Raw genomic sequence first — 19032 nt, 5'->3', positions numbered from 1 at the left:
AAAAGAGCCACGTTACACTGATTTTTCTATTATACTGGTTCAAAATCCATGACTCAATAGAGAACACGACTTCTTGTACTATTTTTTTGCGGTGAATAGCCCTCTTCATGAGCCAGTCCACTTCCTCTTCCGTAAGAACTCGAACTTCGTTAACATCTCTTAGCCGGGTAGTTTTCTATTTTCATACCTCTTGTAGAGTACCCCACCTCACCATCCCAGTAAAGTACTTTGAAGCGATTACTTCGTCTACTGCAAAAGATAAAGATAGATTTTGAAAATGGGACTAAATCGTATTGTGATTTCACCAAAAAAACCAGGGAGTCAATTCCTTTTCTTAAGCCTGTTTTTCCGCAAAAGATATGGACCTGTCCCAGATTTATTTATTGTAATGTCGTTACATGCTCCATAGTAATAGTTTAGTAGGGAGTTTAGGTAAGGGGGAGATACTTTATTATTGGACGCTTACATTTATTCTAGGATAAAGAGAAAATCCGTAATCAAGTCTCAAGCTGACTTTGGTAATTCTGTGGCGCCTCGTTATTGGGGTGTTTCCTAGCCTGAAAAAATAAGACTCAACTCACAAAATGATTTCATATTTTTTATAGCATTCCTTATATAAATTCCAATTTAGAAAGTAATAAATCCTTTTAAATGAACTATATGGTTCATAATAGTAAATATATATATTCCTTTCTCTTATAGTACACTATCCTCCAGTAACTGATTATACAAGTGACAAGAATTTAATAATTCATTGTGAGTACCGTGATATTCAATTTTCTTATTATTTACAATAACAATTTCATCTGCAGAGGTAATTGTTTTCAATCTATGTGCTATAACTAGGACAGTCTTTCCTTTCAAATATCTTTCTAAGGTGATTTGAACAAGTTTTTCTGTATGTGCATCAAGTGCTGAGGTTGGCTCATCAAGTAAGTAAATATCAGCATCTTTCAATATTGCCCTAATAAGGGCAATTCGCTGCTTTTGACCACCCGAAATTGTTACTCCCTTCTCGCCAATGATAGTATTATATCCCATTTCTAGACTATCTAAAAATGATTTTAATCCAAATTCCTCAACTAAGTTATCTACTTTGTTCATCGTATAATTGTGTATACCGTAAGTTAAATTTTCTAAAAGTGTCCCGTATGACAAATCAATATCCTGCGATAAATAAGCAATTTTAGACCGCCAAGTTTTTAAAGGAATACTGGCAATATCTTTATTGCGGAATAAGATACTACCTTGAGTTGGTACATAAAATCTTTCTATCAATGAAAATATTGTTGTTTTTCCAACTCCACTCCTACCAATAATGGCCGTTGTTTTGTACAATTGAAATTCAAAGTCTAGGTTATTAAATATGACATCTTCTTTTGTATAAGAGAAATCGATATTTTTAAATAATAAACCATCTCTATCTGTACATTTAGCCTGTTTGAACTCCAAAACCAAATCAGCTTCAATCGGTTCTTGAAGTAATTCTCCTATCTTCACGACCGAGGCTCTAAATTTTTGATAGCTTGTGAAAAACGAAATAATTTGCGAAAACGGATCAGCTAATTGAAATAAATATACAATACTTGCAACTAATGCTCCACTCGATAGGGTTCCATTTGATACCCGGTAGGTACCGTAACCAAAGGTTACAACTAAGAGTAGCATAACTACCATAGAAGAAATTGGTGAAAGAATACCCAATATTTTTCCTTCTTCTACACCAGTCTTATATAAAGAATTAAATAATTCACTCTCTTTCTGAAACTCGGTCTCTTCCGAAGTCGTCGATTTTACTAACCTAATTTTTGAAAGAGTAGATGTAAGATTATTCTGTAAGTGCGCAATACTTTCTCTATATCTCATTGATATCGTGTATTCTTGATTACCAAAATAACTAGTAAGCAGAACAGCTATAGGAACAGCCACACCTAATAAAATTGCTAACTTCCAATCCAATACGAACAAAATTACAATAGAGCCAATTATAGATATAACATTTGTAAAAAAAGAGCTTATTTGACTGTTGAAAAATTCTAATATTTCTTCAGTATCATGAATAATATTTGTTACAACCGCCCCATAACGATTTTTATCAAAATATGAGACTGGCAACTTTAAAATGTGCATCCATATTTCGTTACGTATCTGCTCTACAATCCTTTCCGATGTTTTATTAATGAAATAATACGAAACTGCTGTGAAGCATAATTCTATAAGGAAAAGTGAAATAACAACTAATATACTACTGATATGAATCCCATTTTTCATATTATTAATTATTCCCATAATAAAAATTGGAATACTTAAAGAGACAATCGTACCAGTTAGTATTAGTAAGCTCAAAAAGAAAAGATAAAAATTATTTGGTAGATACTTTTTTAAATAAGCTATATCTAAATAATTATTTTTTTTCATATCATTACTCTCACTATGCAACTAGCCTTGAAAAACTTTCAAGGCTAGTTAGGGTATTATTAGGTAAACATTTAAAATACTTTTTTAGCAGAAAAACCAGCTATTATTACTACTCATTTGACAGTTCAAACTCATACTAGATTTCGTTTTAGCTCTTTCTGTTTTTTTTAATTGCTGTAAAGATAGTATTTTCTTCATTTGATTCCTCCTATAAAACTAAGATAAAAAATGAAAAGTAATTTTAATTTTAGAGACTAGCAAACAAACCAGCTAGCATGGCTACTATTTTTACAGTTTATGCTTTTTGATGATTTAGCCATCAATTTAGTATTTTCTTTTACTTTAAGTTGTTGTAAAGATAAGATATTTTTCATTTCTGTTCTCCTTCATTATTTAAGAATAAGTGACTCTGTATGAATCTATTGTAAAAAAATTGATTTCACTTAATAATACCCTATATTCCTAAATTGTTAAATTAAGTTAGACTTTTCAAGTAACTCAGAAAAACTTGGTATGGTGATTGATAATTCAATGATTTCCTAGAAATTCTATTTCTTTTATCAGCTATAGCTGATAAATATTTTTGAGAAATATTAGTAAAAACCATCTGTTTCGGTAATCCATTTCGTCTTAATAAGCCATTAGAATGTTCATTGAGACCTCTTTGACCAGGACATCCTGGATCCGCAAAGAAAATATCAATGTCATGTGCATTCGAAATAGATTTCCAATTAGAAAATTCTTTCCCACAATCAAAAGTTATCGACTTAAAGAGATGACTGGGAACTTGAGACAACCATTGATTGATGGAGGCCTCAATATCACTTGCTTTCCATCCATTGATTTTCAGTGTGATGATGGCTTTTGAGAAGCATTCTACTAAGGTAATGACTGCACTTTTGTGTTTTTCTCCCACAATTGTATCCCCTTCTAGATGACCGAATCCCGTCTTAAAATTAGGATGACTGTCTGCTCTCTCACTTAAATCTCTGCGCAACGCTTGTTTTCCTCGTTTTTCGCTATGACCATTTGGTTTTCTTTTGCCTTTCCAAGGGAGATCCTCTTTCTTTAGAATACCATGGTCTGCTAGTCGATAGAGAGTTCTCATAGAACAAGCAACCCTATCTGGATAAGTTCCTTTAATGACATCAAGGCTCCAATTTTGTTCTAAATGAGTTTGGATAAAATCTTTTTCTGATTGCGTAAGACTGGTTTTATTCCTGCCACAGCGTTTCTTATTGATTTTATATCGGTTATAGTAATCATAAGCAGAGTGCCCCTCTTTCAGATAGTTGATGACATTGTAGATTGTCTGTTTTGATCTGCCAAGTGAAGTCACAATATCTGAAACTTTTATGTCTTCTTGATAGTAAGCCTCTATCATTACAAGCTCGTTTGTGATAAGATGAGTATAGGTCATTTATGTTAGTTCCTTTCAGACAAATGTGGTGTTTATCTGAGCCTAACATAGATGGCTTTTTCTGTCTAGCTTAATTTTACAAATTGGGATTATATAAAATATAATATCTTAATAAAAACTCAATCACAATAACACATCCATCGTTTCAGAAATCAATGGAATCCAGTTTTTCCAACTCTTCCCTCTCATTGCTTCTAGAGCAATAAGTACACCTGAAGAACCAGAAAATAAATCACCTGACAATCTGTAGCCATAGTCTCCAGGAAACATTACTTCCTGCCCTGTCGTTGTTACTGCATACAATTGAATTGTACTCAGTAATGTCAGCGTTTTCTCTCTATTTATTATACCATACTCTTGTTCTAAAAAGGAAACAAAAAGTAAAAAACCAGCATATCCTCTAAATAGACCACTATTATAACAACAAACAGTTGAGGCTAATGGAAGAGTCTGTTCAAATTTTTTAAAGTAAAATTCTTTATTTGTTTTCTTAGCAAGAGAAAGTAGAGCGACTGCTACACCCACTCCTCCTCCCGCTAAATAGGGAAGTAGTCTTTGCTCATCTTCAATATGAAGAATTCCATCATCATCTAAAACACAACTTTCTAATTCTCTACTCATCATTTTCTCTGCAAAATCAAGCCACTCTTTATTTTTTGTGACTGTATATAATGCACCGAAAAACATCACAGCTCCACTCCATCCATCAAATAGACCTTTAGGAAAAAAATCTGGATCTTTTGAATAGATTTCAGTATTTTTACTAAAGATATTTTTTATCTCATTAGCAGCTTTGGTAGCCTTTTCTAAATATGAATGTTCATTTAATGAAGTATAAAATGATAAAAGTGCAAGTCCTATCCCAGATAGACCTGTCATTAGAGAAATATCTGAAGCTTCATTTGGAATAGTAATTGAGCCAATTATTTCCTTAGAGCGTTGGATTTCTCCTAATTCAAATAATATACAAGCAATTCCTGATTTTCCAGAAAATAGTCCCGAATCTAACTCCGCCAAATACTTTTCCTTTGAATATCTAATTGCCCATTCTTTAATAGATTGTGAAATTTCCCCAGTTCTAACAAGTGACATTATTACCCCAAAACCACCAGTTAAAACATTATACATACCACCTGAGTATTCAAATTGCCTTATGTCTCCCGGAATCAATTGCTTCTTACTAGGTTGTAAATGAGATATTATTCCTAGACGAACTTTTGAAGTTAAATTATCTAAATCATAATCCAATCTGTTTTCTTGAACATCTGAGTAATACATACGCTTAGATAGAGGAAGAAGTTTTTTTAAGTTATTAACGTAATTATATGCCTCGCTACCAAATGTCATTAAAATCCACTTATCTATTTTTTGTTCATTTTTAATTTCGATATCTTGAATTGGAGCAATTGGTGCTAACATAGAATATACAATCCTATAAAAACTAAACCAATCAGATTGTTTCCTTGTTTTAGAATACTTTGAAACAAAACCCGGAGTGGCTAAACTTGGTGAATATTTAGCATCAGCAACTCCCGCAGTTTCGAAATCTATAAACTTGATTTCGAGTGTATCATTGTTAATTAAAATATTAGATGGTGATAAATCACCTATTCCAACATCTTTATCGTGTATCTTTTGTAAACCAGTTTTTATTTTTTCTGTAATATCCAACGTCTTACGAAGATAGCTTTTCTTTTTATCCTCTGATCCACCAAATGGATAATTTTGAGCAATCCAAGATTGGAGAGGAATCCCATTTACCACTTCTTCAACTAAATAAACATTTTCCCACGCTTTAAAATATTCATAAACATCAACAACTTCATCAACATCTGCCAATTTAGACAATGTTTCAAATTCAATTGATAGCCTTTTAAAACCATCTTTTCCTGTACTGTCCAGACCTGCCTCCGGCCTTCCCTCCTTTATTATTACATTTTCTCCAGAAGATACGTTAGTTGCTTTATAAACTCCACCTCCATTACTAAAATGCATTGCTTCAGATATATTATAATCATCTAATTTACTAGCATCTAAAGACTTATTTTCTTTTTCCAACTCCATCGCTTTTAATTTCTCAGGTATTTCCACAAAAGAAGGAACAACATATCCAGGAATTCGTTGATCTGGTATAATTTCTCCGTACTCATTAATTATACCATCTTCTCCCTCTTGAGTATGCATTTCTAAGAAACCACCGTATCTAAAGTATACATTTCCAAAGAACCAACGATTATCATTTAATATATAAGCCCCATTTTCTAATCCAGAAAGTGCTTTATCCAATTCATCAAGTAAAGTAAAAAACAAATAAATCGTCGCCGGATAAATTGTAATAAATTTTCCCGAAGCGCTTCTATCACCATATTTTGAATTTTTCACAAATAAATCCCATGAACTCATTACAAATTTAAAATGAGTGTTTCTAGAGATTAGTATTTTTGATACGATATCAAGTGTTTTTTGAGCATTGTCTAATGTAGAACTGATGTGAATCTTCCAACCTTGTGGTGGGATAGGAACACCAATTGGACCACAATAATGCCAGTGCTTCTCCTTACCAATTTTTGAATACCATCCCTCTGGTAAATCTTTTACATAAAGCATAGTTTTCTTTTTGTTGGTTGCTCCTGCTCGTTTGTAAAATTTATTATTGGGGGCTAAATACATTTCATACCTTACATCCATTGTTATCCTCCATTTCTATATTTTCCAATTATACATTTCCATAAAGTCTGGCTCCGCTTGTTTATCACTTGTCAGAAACTCAAGAATAGCCTTGAAGTCTTTATTCCATGGAGCACACCATAAAATCCCTTTTTCAGATACAAAAGACAAACTAATAGTACCAACTATACTCAAACTATCTTCATTTTGACATATTAAAGGTCCTCCCGACATTCCCTCTTTTTTACAGGTCCTTATTCCTATTAAACTCGACGAATACATTCTATCGCTAATCCCGTTGTTATCCCTCTTTATATATAATTTATTTCTAAGTATCTTTCCAGGAAAACCAGCAATTGTAAATTTGTTATCATTTGAAATTTCAAAATAAGGTGTTAAATAAGTCCTATCCAAATTAAAAAAATTATCATCACAATAAATATTAAAAAAAGCAATATCATACTCTGGGGCATATAAACTCGACCAAAATTTATGTAAGTAAACATCACCAAGTATATATTCCTTTCCACTATTTGGCTGAGTAAATTTAAAATCGGTGTAAAATTTATCTTCATCTATATCATAAACGCAATGTGCTGCAGTTGCTAAGAACCATTTCCCTTTATAACTAAAAATACAACCTGTTCCCTTTTGTCCCTCTCGGCCTTCCTTTTTATAAGAAAGAACTCCGATGTACATCCGAATTTTTTCGACCATACTTTCCTCCGTCTAAAGAAATCGCTTACTCGTCTGTATTATAACATTTATTCACGATTATTCAATTTAGAATTTCGACAAATACATGAAGAAAACTTTTCACCCTGTTGTAAAATGAAGTGCAACAAAAACTCTAAGCAGGATTAGCCTGCTAACTCATGACAGAAAAGAAAGTTCGGCTTATAATGAAGGTGAACAATACAAATCCGTAGTTTTTAATAGGGCTTTGCCTAGCCTGTAACAAAAACTGGATGAACAAGAGTCATGAGATAACTCGAATATGCCTTGAGCATGAAAATAAAATTACTAGTAGCCTCTTGTTCTATTGTTCAATAGTTAACAGGAGGTTTTTGTAATGGAAGTTATGATTGAAACTTGTTGTGGAATTGATGTCCACCAAAAGTCTATCGTTTGTTGTATTCTAGATGGTCCACTATTCGGCGATAGCCATAATTTCCTTTATGCTCATAATAATTTTCCTGAATTTCGCCTATAATCTCTCAACTTCACCAAACTTAGAACAAGTGAAAGCTATGTTAGACCAGGCCTTCACAGAGGAGCATTACGAAAATACAATTCTCCATAGTGACCACGGTTGGCAATCCCAACATCAGTATTATCATCAATTTTTAGAGGATAAAGGGATTCAACCGTCCATGTCACGTAAGGGAAATAGTCCAGACAATGGTATGATGGAGTCCTTCTTTGGCATTCTTAAGTCTGAGATGTTTTATGGTTATGAGAAGACGTTTCACTCACTTGAGCAATTGGAACAAGCTATTGTAGACTATATTGATTATTACAACAACAAACGAATTAAGGTAAAATTAAAACATACTAAGATTAGTAGTGAGAAAATCTCCGACGGGAGAAAGTACTCACTACTTTTTTTCGTTATGTTAAAGTAGAGGTGTCTTGTTAAGTCGATGAGTCCTTTGGCGCTAGACGTCGTAACTAAAACTGGCAAGACACCTGTTTTAGGAAGAATGTTATCAAAGTATGTGGGACGAAAAACGTCGAGTATTGAAAATGACATCACTAAAGCAAGGAATCATTCAAGACAAAGAGGTAATATAATGCGAGTAGTTTTTGGGATTGACGTGAGTAAAGCAAGTTCAGAAGTAGCCATCTTGATCAATGGAGAGAAAGTACATGGCTATACCATACCCAATGATGCCATCGGATTTAATCGACTACTTGGAGACTTGAAGACTGTTCACCAGCCAGAGATTGTCTTCGAGGCGACTGGTGTCTATTCTCGTCGTCTTCAGGCCTTCTTTGAGGATAATAGTTACGCTTATACACGCCTCAGTCCCTTAGACTCCAAAAAACAACTAGATAGCTTACGAGTACGTAAAACTGATAAGATTGACGCTGAAAAACTAGCTGCGTCTCAGTTCATCCTCAATCGTAAACCAAGCTATGTCCAAGAAGCGCTTTATCAAGAATTACGAGACCTTAGCCGTTTCTATCAGAATCTTACTGAAGATATTGTCTGCGCTAAAAACCGTCTACACAAGGTTTTACAGGTCACTTTTCCTGAATTGGAAAACATCTTGTCGGCACCAACTGGGGAACAATATTGGAACTTGGTCATAACTTTTCCATGTAATAGTTTTGTACTGGAGTTGGATGACGCCACATTAAGAGCTATCATCCGTCAGTCTACATCAAAACGCATCTCTGAAAAACGTGTGACTTACTTAGTAGATAAGCTTACAAAACTAGCTAATCAGTCTTATTGTGCGGTCAAGAAAACCTCTCCAATGATGGAAGAGGTCAAATACTATGCAGGGGAGTTACTTAGGCTTTCTGAATATAGAAAAAGTGTTTTAGAGGAGATGGTAACATTGGCTCAACCTTTGCCAGAATACGAGATTCTTCTCTCTATTCCTGGAATAGCTGAAACTACAGCGACAAGCATTATTGGTGAACTTGGTGACATTCGTCGATTTCACTCTGCCAATCAAATCAATGCTTTTATCGGCATTGACCTCAGACACTATGAATCTGGGGACTTTCTAGCCAAGGAACATATCACCAAACGTGGGAATCCCTATGCTAGAAAGATTCTCTTTAAGTGCATTCATAACATAGGTTCAGCTAGTCACAGCAATCCTTGTCATATCGCAGACTTCTATGATAAACGAAAAAGACAATCGCAAGTGACTTCAACCAAACCACACACGATTGCCTCTATACATCGTCTCATCAGAACAATGTATTACCTCATAACGCATAACAAACTTTACGATTATACTTCTACCCAAAATCGGTAAAATTGTTTATGCCATATTATTGTAACACCTTATCAAAAAAATCACTAGGTAAGGTGTTGGTTTTGTGTACACTTTTTACACTAAACTTTAGCTCAAAAAAAAAAAGACAATTTCCTTCGTTTGACATATGGAACTCAAACTATTTTTCATCAAATACCTTGATATACTTGACAAATTGTAGAAAAGGACTCAGTCCTGTGCAATACAGAACTAAATCCTTTGGATAAATTAAATGTCTAACTTTTTGAGGTCAGTACAAACTCTACTTGAGTGTTTACACAAAATTATGGACAGTATCACTACATGATGAATTGTGATAAAAAAATATTAAAATATGATATACTTAAAGACAAGATATTATGGATATGGAGTAACACATGGCTATTAAACAAAGCGAAGGGCGTCATTCTTTAAAACAAAAATTACATGAAAGAAAATTGTATTTTGAAGATAAAGAACTTGATGATGCCCTAATAAAATATAATTACTTTAATTTATTTAATGGAATTGAAAACCTTTTACTCTCTAGTAGAAATCCCAAACGATTCAATAAAGTTACATTAGATGACTTTATTACAATTTATAAATTTAATAAAAAATTGGCGACTACAATTCTGGAGATTTTAGATAATATTGAATCAAAGTTAAAAAATTCAGTAGCTCACCATTTCACACAAACTTATTGTCTAACAATAAGTGACACTATGAACTATACCTTAAAATCAAATTATATAGACCCAAGAAATAGTCAATTTGCTAACAACTATCCCTTTGTAAATTACCAAAACAAAAGGATCTATGACGAATTTGATAATTTTATCCTTTTTAAACCTTTTTATCTTACAAAATTAATCAACGAAAACGACCACATTGACTATCAGTTTTATACAGATTCACGTTATACCAGCCAAAGCGGTCAGACAACTTTTCGTACAGGCCAAGCTCCAAATTATACCTATCATCCTCACGTTGCAGTACCTTTTTGGGTCGCAGTTGAAACAATGACCTTAGGAGAGGTAATCTGTCTACTACATTACTTAGATCCTAGCGTACTAAATAAGGTAATGAAAGACTTTAATATGCCATTATTTTATCGAAATGAATTTTTAAATATGTTTGATATTATTAAATCACTTCGAAATTTTTGTGCCCACGGTTCATTAGTATATCGCTACCAATCTCCAAAATATATTAAGTTAAATGCGAGCTTGGTTTCATTATTTAATTTAACACCATCTGAAACAGGTACACCTCCTTCAGCCCTATCTTTATTTGACACTTTACAGATTGTCAATTATTTTGAAAGTACTAAACCATTAAAAAAACATATCAATTCAATTATTTATAGAAACAATAAACATTTCAAATCACCTGATTTTGACTTGAATACTCGTTTATTGACACGAATGGGGAATCCAAATTTAAAAGACTGGAAAAAATTTATTTTTATGGACTCAAAATATCATTTTTAAATAAAGCTAAATAAATTATATTTTTCTGTTGACATATGTATCTAAATATACTAGAATACTTATAGAAAATAGAATTGCTCTTAAGAGCGTTGGAGAATATCAATCTTATATTTTCCTCGAAAAAGTCCCCCTTGGTTTGACTACCAAGGGGGACTTTTGGTTTTACATAAGATGAGATATAAGGTTCTTTGTCAACTGTAGTGGGTGACGAAAAGCTAACATCTAGAGAGGTCAGGAATCGTGAGACCTTTGATCACTGGGAGCTCGATACTGTGGTGTCTTCCAGAGGCAAAAGCAAGGGCTGTTTAGCGACCTTCCTAGAGCGAAAAACGCGCTTTTACTTAGCTTTCAAGATACCAGACAGAACAGCCAAATCCATGTTTTCAGCTATCGAACAACTTTGTAAGCTATTTCCAAAAGAGTAACGTTTATTCTGTTTTGACTTAGCTTTGCCACATCAAAACGATAAACGCTCCTTCCGAGGAACTCCTGCAGAGAGCTGTCGTGCGAGACATTTCACTTAAAAATCAAAAATTTACTTATAATGTAATTTAGTACAATAATAAAAAATTGTGATATAAAAGATTCTAAAATATTAACAATTTGTATATTATGTTTAACTAGAACACCTAAAATATTAGGATATTTATCTACAAGAAACCAAGCAAAGAACATATCTAAGAGTAGAGTAAAAAGTCGTGCTATAAAAAATTTTATAAGTCTTTTTATACGCTTTTGTGAAGATTGATTAAATACAAAAATATCGTTTGTAAAAAATGCAAAGAGGATTGATATAATGCTTGCTATCACTGAAGAAAATATAGCAGAATCAAATATTAAATATGTAATAGTCCTTGTTATAAAATACACTATGGTTGCCAATACACCAAAAAAAAGATATTTTATTGTTTCTGAGAGTAGAATATTATTTATACGTGTTTTAAAAAGATGTAACTTCATAAATATAATATTATCATAAAAACGTCGTTGTCTTCATTTAAAACACCCTATTTTGTACTGACTCCAAAAAGTTAGACATTTAATTTATCCAAAGGATTTAGTTCTGTATTGCACAGGACTGAGTCCTTTTAATTTTACCTTAATTCGTTTGTTGTTGTAATAATCAATATAGTCTACAATAGCTTGTTCCAATTGCTCAAGTGAGTGAAACGTCTTCTCATAACCATAAAACATCTCAGACTTAAGAATGCCAAAGAAGGACTCCATCATACCATTGTCTGGACTATTTCCCTTACGTGACATGGACGGTTGGATCCCTTTATCCTCTAAAAATTGATGATAATACTGATGTTGGGATTGCCAACCGTGGTCACTATGGAGAATTGTATTTTCGTAATGCTCCTCTGTGAAGGCCTGGTCTAACATAGCTTTCACTTGTTTTAAGTTTGGTGAAGTTGAGAGATTATAGGCAATAATTTCGCTGTTAAAGCCATCTAAAACAGGCGATAAATACAATTTCTGTGTGCTATTTGGAATGGCAAACTCTGTCACATCTGTGTAGCACTTTTCCATTGGTTTTGATGCTTCAAACTGGCGTTGAATGAGATTCTCTGCTTTCTTACCAACCTCTCCTTGATATGAAGAATACTTACGTTTACGACGAATTCGAGCACTTAAACCAAGAACCTTCATCAGACGTTGCACTTTCTTATGATTTACCATGAAGCCACGATTTCTCAATTCAAGAGTCATTCGACGATAGCCGTAATTTCCTTTATGCTCACAATAAATTGATTGAATTTCAGCTTTAAGCTCTTTATCTTTGTCAAATCCATCTAGTTGTTTCAACTGATAGTAGTAAGTTGAGCGAGCTAAACCAGCCGTTTCAAGAAGTAAATCTAGTCGAAATCCTCCTGAAACCATTTTTCTAATTGTCTCTGCCTTTCTCGCTGTATGGCTTCGTCCCTGTCTTCTAGCTCTTTTAACTTTTTTAGGTAGGCCACCTCGGTACGTAGGCGTTCATTCTCCTCTTGGAGTCGCTCTAGTTCTGTCATTTCTTCCCAAGTTTTCTTACGTTTACGTCCCATTTTAGGTACTCTCTCTCTTGTTTTTTCAACAATAGTATACCCATTTTTCTTGTATTGTGCTATCCAATTTTTCAACAGAGAAGGATTGGGTAGAGCATAATCTAAAGATACACTTCTTAGTGAACGACCTTTAAGCAGAACGTTATTAATTATTTCTTCCTTTAATTCGGGAGAATAGTAACGATTCTTCCCTTTTTTGACGATTTCTATTCCGTAACGTTCAATCAACCTCACCATATATTTTAGTCCAGAAACATCCACACCAAATCTTTTTGAAAGCTCTTTGAAGCTTCTCCCCTGTTTTCTCAGTATATATATCTGAATCTTGTCCTCATAAGTTAATTTCATAATAAAAACACCTCAAAAGTTAGATTTTTTCTGTCTAACTTTTGGGGTGCAGTTCAAAAATAGGGTGTTTTTATGCTGCAAAAGTGATACTAACAATACCCTTCGCATTTTAAACAAAGTCAAATAGTGAAATTTCTTCGTAAACTTCTACTTTTTCTACCTCATTAACAGAGGTTTCAGAAACTACTTCTGTAGCAACATTATCATTATGTTCTTCAGTCATTCCAAAGAGTTCAGAAATACTTTCTAGGAAGTCATCAGCCATATCAAGAACTTCTTGTGAAACAACAACATGAGTCGTTTCTTCAACGGTTTCTTTAGCAACTACTTCTTCTTCCTCGAAGGCAGTTTCTGCTTCATCTACTGACTCATCGATAGCTTCAACAAGTTCGCTTTCTTCATCAGGATCATAGCTAGTACTATATTCCTCAGTGATTGAGCTAACTTTTACATCTGAGTCCTCATCCATTTCTGGATGGTCTGCCTTATAACGCAAGTCAAAAGCATTGATTGCTTCTTCAATTTGTTCTACAGTAGGCTTCTTAGACTCGTCCTCTACTTCGATAAGAGGATTAACAATGGCACGTTTTGCTGATACATAGTCAAGACGAGCTTGGTCTGCAAAAACATCTGCAGCTTCTCCTCGCTTAATAGTTTCTGAACAACGTTCAATGTTTTCCTGTAAGAGTTTGGCTTGTTTATCCATACCATCAATAACATTGTTGATACGCTGGATAGTCCCAATACCACTCGCAAAGTCTAGACGAACAGCATAGCTATTTTGACCAATAATATGCAAGTCAAGCATGCGTTCTGGTTGCCAAGGTGATTTTTGTTCCAACGCACGAAGGACAAAACCACGATAATGAGCAAGGGTTGTCATTTTCATATGGAGTGGATCAGCGGCAACATTCATCTGCATAGCATAGTTCAGTTGATTCCCTGCAACATCTTTCTTAGTTGCTTCGTATCCATCTGGTTCAAATGTCATAACAAATGGGTTATGCTCAACCTCATATTTCTTACCATCTTCTTTTTCAACCACTTCTTTCCAAGGTCTTGTCTTTTCTGCAAGCTCTTTATCCTGGACTAATAGAGAAAGTTTCTTCTCGTAAATTGCCTTATCTTTAAGGGCCTGCTTAATACGTTTTTGAGACAAAGCAATATCACGTTTCCAAGCCTTACGACGATTAGACAACAACTCAAATTCGTTATCAAGTTCCATCTTAAGTTTAAGATATGGATTACCTGTCGCAATAGCTTTAAATTCAGAGGCTGAGAGTGTTTGCTCGTCAATATCCTCTGAAGCTCGCATCGGTGTACGACTGGTCATGATTTGAGTAATATAACGAAGCTTTGTTTCTTGAATCTGCCAAAGGTAGTTATCAAAGCTTCCTTTAGTGATATAGTGGAAAATATTTACCTTACGATAGATATTTCCTTGACGAACCAAACGTCCATTACGTTGGATAATATCAGACGGTTTCCAAGGCACATCGAGGTGATGAACAGCTTTCATACGACGTTGTACGTTAAGACCGGTTCCCCCTTTTTCCGTTGAGGCCATGAGAATACGAATCTCACCAGCATTCATTTGACGTTGAAGTTGGAGCTTAGCCTTTTTGTTAGCAGCATCGTGAATAAAAGCAATCTCTTCTTCTGGAATCCCACGTTCAACAAGCAAATCTTTCAACTCTTGATAAACAGAGAAACCTTTGCCATTAGGAGTTCCAAGGTCAGAGAAAATCATCTGTGTCCCTTTATGCTTAGCTTCCATGTGATAAATCTTATCCACTCGCTCAACCACTTGCATAAGTTTGTCTGCATCAGCTCTTACATAGAGCTCTGCATCAAGCAAACGCATATCTAAAGCCAACTTTCTGGCTTCACTAGTGATTTTAAGCATGTTATCTTCACTAGGATCTACACTCCCATTTTTAACTCGGTCTGAGCGTTCTACAAGCTCATCCAAATAAACTTTTTGGTTATCCGTCAACTGACTTTCAACCGCTACCTTTTCTACCATAGGAACTGGAAGATTAAGGTCTTCAGTCATTTGGATATCTGCAGTCTGACGGTAAATCGCCATCAGCTCAGGGAGATTCATAAATTTAGCAAAGCGTTTACGTGAAATATACTTGTCTCCAGTAGGGTTAAGCTCAAGACTATTCTCAACAATCCCAAACGCACCAACCCAAGCATCAAAGAAACTGACACCAAAATGTTCCATGACATCTGGTTGAAGATAATTCATCATCGTATACATTTCGCTAATAGAGTTGGAAACTGGTGTTCCAGTCGCAAAGACAACGTGACGTGTATCATGCTCTTCTTGAAGCACGCGCACCTTCATTTCCATATCCATATTCTTTTTTGAGGTACGGTTGGTAATACCAGCAACGTTCCCCAAACGTGTCATAGGACGGACATTCTTGTACCCGTGGGCTTCATCAACAAAGAGCATATCAATACCAAGGCTTTCAAAGTTGATAAACTCATCAATACCAGTCTTGTTTTCAAGCAACGTTTCTAAGCTTGCCTCAAGACTTCTACGCATAGATTGTGCTTGCTTAAAAGTGATTTTGTCATCATTAGCTTTTGCGTAACTAATGATCTCATCAAGCTCATCAATCTTTTCCGAAATAAAGGCTTGTTCACGTTCTTGTGAGACACGAACTTTCTCAAATTGAGAATGCCCAATCACAATACCATCATAGTCGCTCGTTAGAATACGAGAAACGAACAAGCGACGACGTGACTTTTCAAAGTCCTGCTCAGTCGTAACAAACACTTTCTTGGTAGGGTAGAAACGCATAATTTCTTGACCAAATTGTGCTGTTAGACTAGATGGAACCACAAACAATGGTTTATGAATAAGCCCTAGTTCTTTCATCTTGAAAGCTGCAGAAATCATGGTTAGTGTCTTACCAGTACCCACTTCGTGAGCAAGTAGTGCACGTCTCTCTTCAAGAATACGTTGTACCGCATTTTTTTGGTGAGGGCGAAGCTCTACTCCTTTAGCCAACCCATCAAATTCCAAGAGACTTCCATCATATTGACGTGTCACATAGCGATTAAAGACTTCATTGTAGGTATCCTCAATCACTTCTTGAACTGTTGGGTTTTCATGAATAAAGTTCTTAAAGCTTTCTTGTAGAACACGCTCACACTCACGTAGGTTTGCTGTTGCCACTTCATCAACCTTACGTACAGGATTTTCAGTCGTACCAAAGTTACGCATGATTGTTGGTTGATTACTTGTAAGCAAGTGAGCCACAATATCTGTTGCGTGTGAGTAGCTTTTATTGTACTCATCACGTAGACCTAAACGAAGGTTAGATTGACGACTCATATAGCAGTTTAACAAGCGTTCGTTGAAACCTCGTCCGATTCTGGATGTCACTAATAGTGATTTAGCTTCTTCAGAATGGAGACCAACCTTTTCATCCAACAATTCACTAAACACCCATTGAGAAACGACGTTACTAGGAATCCAGCTAGAACCAATGCTGAAATCAATATCAGATAAGACAACTGGTTCTGGTACAACAGATAAAATCAATTCCAAATATCGTTCCCAATCCGCTTGTGTATCTCCGTCTTCAATGAGAGAGTTAATGCAATCACGTTTAGCAAGAACATCACCGGAAAGGAATTTATCCTTAGTAACATAGTGTACAGTCTTATCATCAATATAGCGTTCCACATCAATCATCACTGTCTCACCTAGTTCTGAAATCATCATATCTTCTGAAACATCTGGATAGACAGAACTCATGAGGTTCAAATCAACGCCACGACCTTCTGAAAGCGACACATTCAAAGCTTCTACTGCTGACATCACTTGATGGAGGTGTTTTTTAGGACGAATAGTTGGCTTTTTAAAAGCATCTGACTTCACAAAGACTACCTTTGAGCTGTCATTCTCGTCCAACTCCTCTAATTCAAGACTAGCGATAAGAGGATAACGGTCATCTCGGTCAAAGAGGCGAGCATTCACCGCTTGATTGATATAACCATACTTCTTCTTGAAAGTATCGTAGGCTTGATTAAGTGTTGCAAGCAGTTGTTTGAATTTCCCTTCATCATAGTCTGTCGTCATTTGAATATCAATAATGGCTTGATAAGCATTTTTGATAGCAACCATGCCACGGATACGCTTGTTTTCTGTATCCGTAAGGGGTGTTTCATAGAAATAAATACCTTTGTAAAGCCCTTTACTTTTAGCTGCTTTAGAAGGTGTTTGACTTACCCATGTATTTGTAACAATATTAGGGTCTGCTTCTACTGCTGCTTCAAAGTCTAAAATGGCTTCTTCTTTGTATTTATCATCGTATTTTACGAACTGTCCTTGTTCGTCTTGATAAAAAATCATTTCAGCTGCGCGTGAGCTAGGACGGATAGACGTGTTATCACGATAATAGACACGCCCATTTTTATCACAAGCATACTCATTCAATCGAATATCAAGTGAAGTAAGTAAGCCTTGGTCAAGATGATTCACTTCTTCTTTAAGGATAATATCACGAGGTTCTAGTCTCTCTACTTCGAAAGGCACTGTTACTTTTGATAGTGCTTCTTGAAGCTCTGAAGCTAAGTCAAAAGAGCTATCTACCACAAGATCCAGTGTTCCACCATTGAAATTACGTACCTGATAATCACCTAGGACACAAGGATTTTTACAAATAGCATCCTGGAAGAAATAGGGATTGAGTGAGACACGTTTATCAAAGGGGAGTTTATTTCTATCTGAAGACCAAAAGTCGATATTATTATCGGGAACAGGGATAAAAGCTCCTTTTTGGAAAAATAGGATATCTGTTACCACTCGTGTTCCAGCATCTTTAAAAGCAGTATTTGGTAAGCGGACACCACCTAAAAACTGAGTTCCGCTACGACGGAGTTCTGGCAGAATTGAACCAGCACTCTTATCTGCAGTACCAGTTGAAGTGATAGCAGCAACCATCCCATGATAGGGTACCAAATCGATAGCTTTCTTAAAGAAGTAATCATGAATACGATAAGGTTTATTATCATAAGCCTTATCGACAATGCGAACATCCGCAAATGGAACATTCGTAATGACCAAGTCAAATGGGGTCCCTTCAAAGTTTACTGTTTCAAATCCTTGGACTAAAACAGTAGCATCTTGATGAAGGTGTTTAGCAATAGCACCAGTAATGGTATCAAGTTCAATTCCATAAAGTGTAGAATTCTTCTTGATGTCCTCTGGCATTGTTTCAAAGAAGATACCAGTACCCATTGATGGATCAAGAATATTACCTCCTTTAAAACCACTTTCTACAATCTTATCCCACATTGCAGTAGCAATCTCTGGACTTGTGTAGTAAGCCGTCAAGGAGCTCATTTCCATCGCACGATATTCTTCTTTAGTGACAAGACTTTTTAGCTCATCACGTTCTTTTGCAAAACGATTAATCTTACTATCAAAGAAATCGTTAGCAAGTCCTCCCCAACCAACATAGTTAGAGAGAATTTCTTGTTCGGCACTATCAGCTAGACGGTTATCTGCTTCGAGTGCTTTCACAAGTTTAATAGCAGAAAGGTTAGCTTGAACCTTTTCTGCTTTAGTCATTGTTTTAGTATTATTTTTTTGTTCTTCCATTGTTGTTCTTTCTCCTTAAAACAAAAAAAGACCTGGT

General features: G+C 35.1%; 13 protein-coding genes and 2 pseudogenes. 5 read left to right on the top strand and 10 right to left on the bottom strand.

Translation table 11 applies throughout. The features are described 5' to 3' along the window. Positions 1-149 precede the first annotated feature (149 nt). The 7 genes from tnpB to V471_RS10580 form a co-directional block, all read right to left on the bottom strand. A complete protein-coding gene (tnpB, locus tag V471_RS11265) occupies positions 150-308 on the bottom strand; it encodes a transposase (RefSeq protein ID WP_232326848.1) in 159 nt (52 codons plus the stop codon). Positions 309-696: 388 nt separating this feature from the next. Beyond that, a complete protein-coding gene (locus V471_RS10595) occupies positions 697-2418 on the bottom strand; it encodes an ABC transporter ATP-binding protein (RefSeq protein ID WP_084871561.1) in 1722 nt (573 codons plus the stop codon). 84 nt (positions 2419-2502) lie between these two features. Further along, positions 2503-2616, bottom strand: coding sequence for a class III lanthipeptide (locus V471_RS11450; RefSeq protein ID WP_198166468.1), 114 nt, complete (start codon positions 2614-2616; stop codon positions 2503-2505). Positions 2617-2672: 56 nt separating this feature from the next. Beyond that, on the bottom strand, positions 2673-2792 hold the full coding sequence (locus V471_RS11135) for a class III lanthipeptide (RefSeq protein WP_198166467.1): 120 nt from the start codon (positions 2790-2792) through the stop codon (positions 2673-2675). Positions 2793-2893: 101 nt separating this feature from the next. After that, the gene (locus V471_RS10590; protein ID WP_084871560.1) at positions 2894-3838 is read right to left on the bottom strand and encodes an IS30 family transposase; all 945 of its coding nucleotides are present in this window, start codon (positions 3836-3838) and stop codon (positions 2894-2896) included. A gap of 123 nt (positions 3839-3961) precedes the next feature. Next, complete coding sequence (gene lanKC, locus V471_RS10585) at positions 3962-6526, bottom strand: class III lanthionine synthetase LanKC (RefSeq protein ID WP_084871559.1); 2565 nt, start codon at positions 6524-6526, stop codon at positions 3962-3964. Positions 6527-6541: 15 nt separating this feature from the next. Continuing rightward, positions 6542-7222: a trypsin-like serine peptidase gene (locus V471_RS10580; RefSeq protein ID WP_084871558.1), complete on the bottom strand. Its 681-nt coding sequence runs from the start codon at positions 7220-7222 to the stop codon at positions 6542-6544. A 355-nt stretch (positions 7223-7577) separates the two neighbouring features. On the opposite strand from V471_RS10580, the gene V471_RS11130 reads away from it, so the two are divergent. From V471_RS11130 to V471_RS11260, 5 genes and pseudogenes are all read left to right on the top strand, one after another. Then, on the top strand, positions 7578-7718 hold the full coding sequence (locus V471_RS11130) for a hypothetical protein (RefSeq protein ID WP_198166474.1): 141 nt from the start codon (positions 7578-7580) through the stop codon (positions 7716-7718). After that, positions 7711-8130, top strand: a pseudogene (locus tag V471_RS10575) (transposase); the annotation flags it as partial. The gene V471_RS11130 and the pseudogene V471_RS10575, both read left to right, overlap by 8 nt. Before the next feature lie 168 nt (positions 8131-8298). Continuing rightward, the gene (locus V471_RS10570; protein ID WP_084871557.1) at positions 8299-9501 is read left to right on the top strand and encodes an IS110 family RNA-guided transposase; all 1203 of its coding nucleotides are present in this window, start codon (positions 8299-8301) and stop codon (positions 9499-9501) included. A gap of 377 nt (positions 9502-9878) precedes the next feature. Then, positions 9879-10973 (top strand): Abi family protein, encoded by a 1095-nt coding sequence (locus tag V471_RS10565; RefSeq protein ID WP_084871556.1) that lies wholly within the window; start codon positions 9879-9881, stop codon positions 10971-10973. A 224-nt stretch (positions 10974-11197) separates the two neighbouring features. After that, positions 11198-11395: pseudogene (locus tag V471_RS11260) on the top strand (IS30 family transposase); the annotation flags it as partial. Between the two features lie 94 nt (positions 11396-11489). On the opposite strand, the gene V471_RS10560 reads toward V471_RS11260, so the two are convergent. The 3 genes from V471_RS10560 to V471_RS10550 all read right to left on the bottom strand — a co-directional run bounded on the left by V471_RS10560 (position 11490) and on the right by V471_RS10550 (position 18995). After that, positions 11490-11933, bottom strand: a complete 444-nt coding sequence (locus tag V471_RS10560; RefSeq protein WP_084871555.1) for a GtrA family protein — start codon at positions 11931-11933, stop codon at positions 11490-11492. Positions 11934-12017: 84 nt separating this feature from the next. Continuing rightward, a protein-coding gene (locus V471_RS10555) for an IS3 family transposase (protein WP_157108266.1) occupies positions 12018-13369 on the bottom strand; the annotation gives its coding sequence in 2 pieces (ribosomal slippage) (positions 12018-12928 and positions 12928-13369; 1353 coding nt in all). A 109-nt stretch (positions 13370-13478) separates the two neighbouring features. Continuing rightward, positions 13479-18995: an SNF2-related protein gene (locus V471_RS10550; RefSeq protein WP_084871554.1), complete on the bottom strand. Its 5517-nt coding sequence runs from the start codon at positions 18993-18995 to the stop codon at positions 13479-13481. Positions 18996-19032 lie beyond the last annotated feature (37 nt).

Origin of the sequence: Streptococcus salivarius (genome assembly GCF_002094975.1) — a bacterium.
GTDB classification, from domain to species: domain Bacteria; phylum Bacillota; class Bacilli; order Lactobacillales; family Streptococcaceae; genus Streptococcus; species Streptococcus salivarius_D.
The sequence above is the reverse complement of the archived record's forward strand: the minus strand, read 5'-3'. Positions and strand labels throughout refer to the sequence as shown.

What these genes read in the sequence shown, in the direction of transcription:
- V471_RS10580 (WP_084871558.1), bottom strand. Translation starts at nt 7,222, where the DNA reads ATGGTCGAAAAAATTCGGATGTACATCGGAGTTCTTTCTTATAAAAAG.
- V471_RS11130 (WP_198166474.1), top strand. Translation starts at nt 7,578, where the DNA reads ATGGAAGTTATGATTGAAACTTGTTGTGGAATTGATGTCCACCAAAAG.
- lanKC (WP_084871559.1), bottom strand. Translation starts at nt 6,526, where the DNA reads ATGGATGTAAGGTATGAAATGTATTTAGCCCCCAATAATAAATTTTAC.
- V471_RS11135 (WP_198166467.1), bottom strand. Translation starts at nt 2,792, where the DNA reads ATGAAAAATATCTTATCTTTACAACAACTTAAAGTAAAAGAAAATACT.
- V471_RS10550 (WP_084871554.1), bottom strand. Translation starts at nt 18,995, where the DNA reads ATGGAAGAACAAAAAAATAATACTAAAACAATGACTAAAGCAGAAAAG.
- V471_RS10570 (WP_084871557.1), top strand. Translation starts at nt 8,299, where the DNA reads ATGCGAGTAGTTTTTGGGATTGACGTGAGTAAAGCAAGTTCAGAAGTA.
- V471_RS11450 (WP_198166468.1), bottom strand. Translation starts at nt 2,616, where the DNA reads ATGAAGAAAATACTATCTTTACAGCAATTAAAAAAAACAGAAAGAGCT.
- V471_RS10595 (WP_084871561.1), bottom strand. Translation starts at nt 2,418, where the DNA reads ATGAAAAAAAATAATTATTTAGATATAGCTTATTTAAAAAAGTATCTA.
- V471_RS10560 (WP_084871555.1), bottom strand. Translation starts at nt 11,933, where the DNA reads ATGAAGTTACATCTTTTTAAAACACGTATAAATAATATTCTACTCTCA.
- V471_RS10565 (WP_084871556.1), top strand. Translation starts at nt 9,879, where the DNA reads ATGGCTATTAAACAAAGCGAAGGGCGTCATTCTTTAAAACAAAAATTA.
- V471_RS10590 (WP_084871560.1), bottom strand. Translation starts at nt 3,838, where the DNA reads ATGACCTATACTCATCTTATCACAAACGAGCTTGTAATGATAGAGGCT.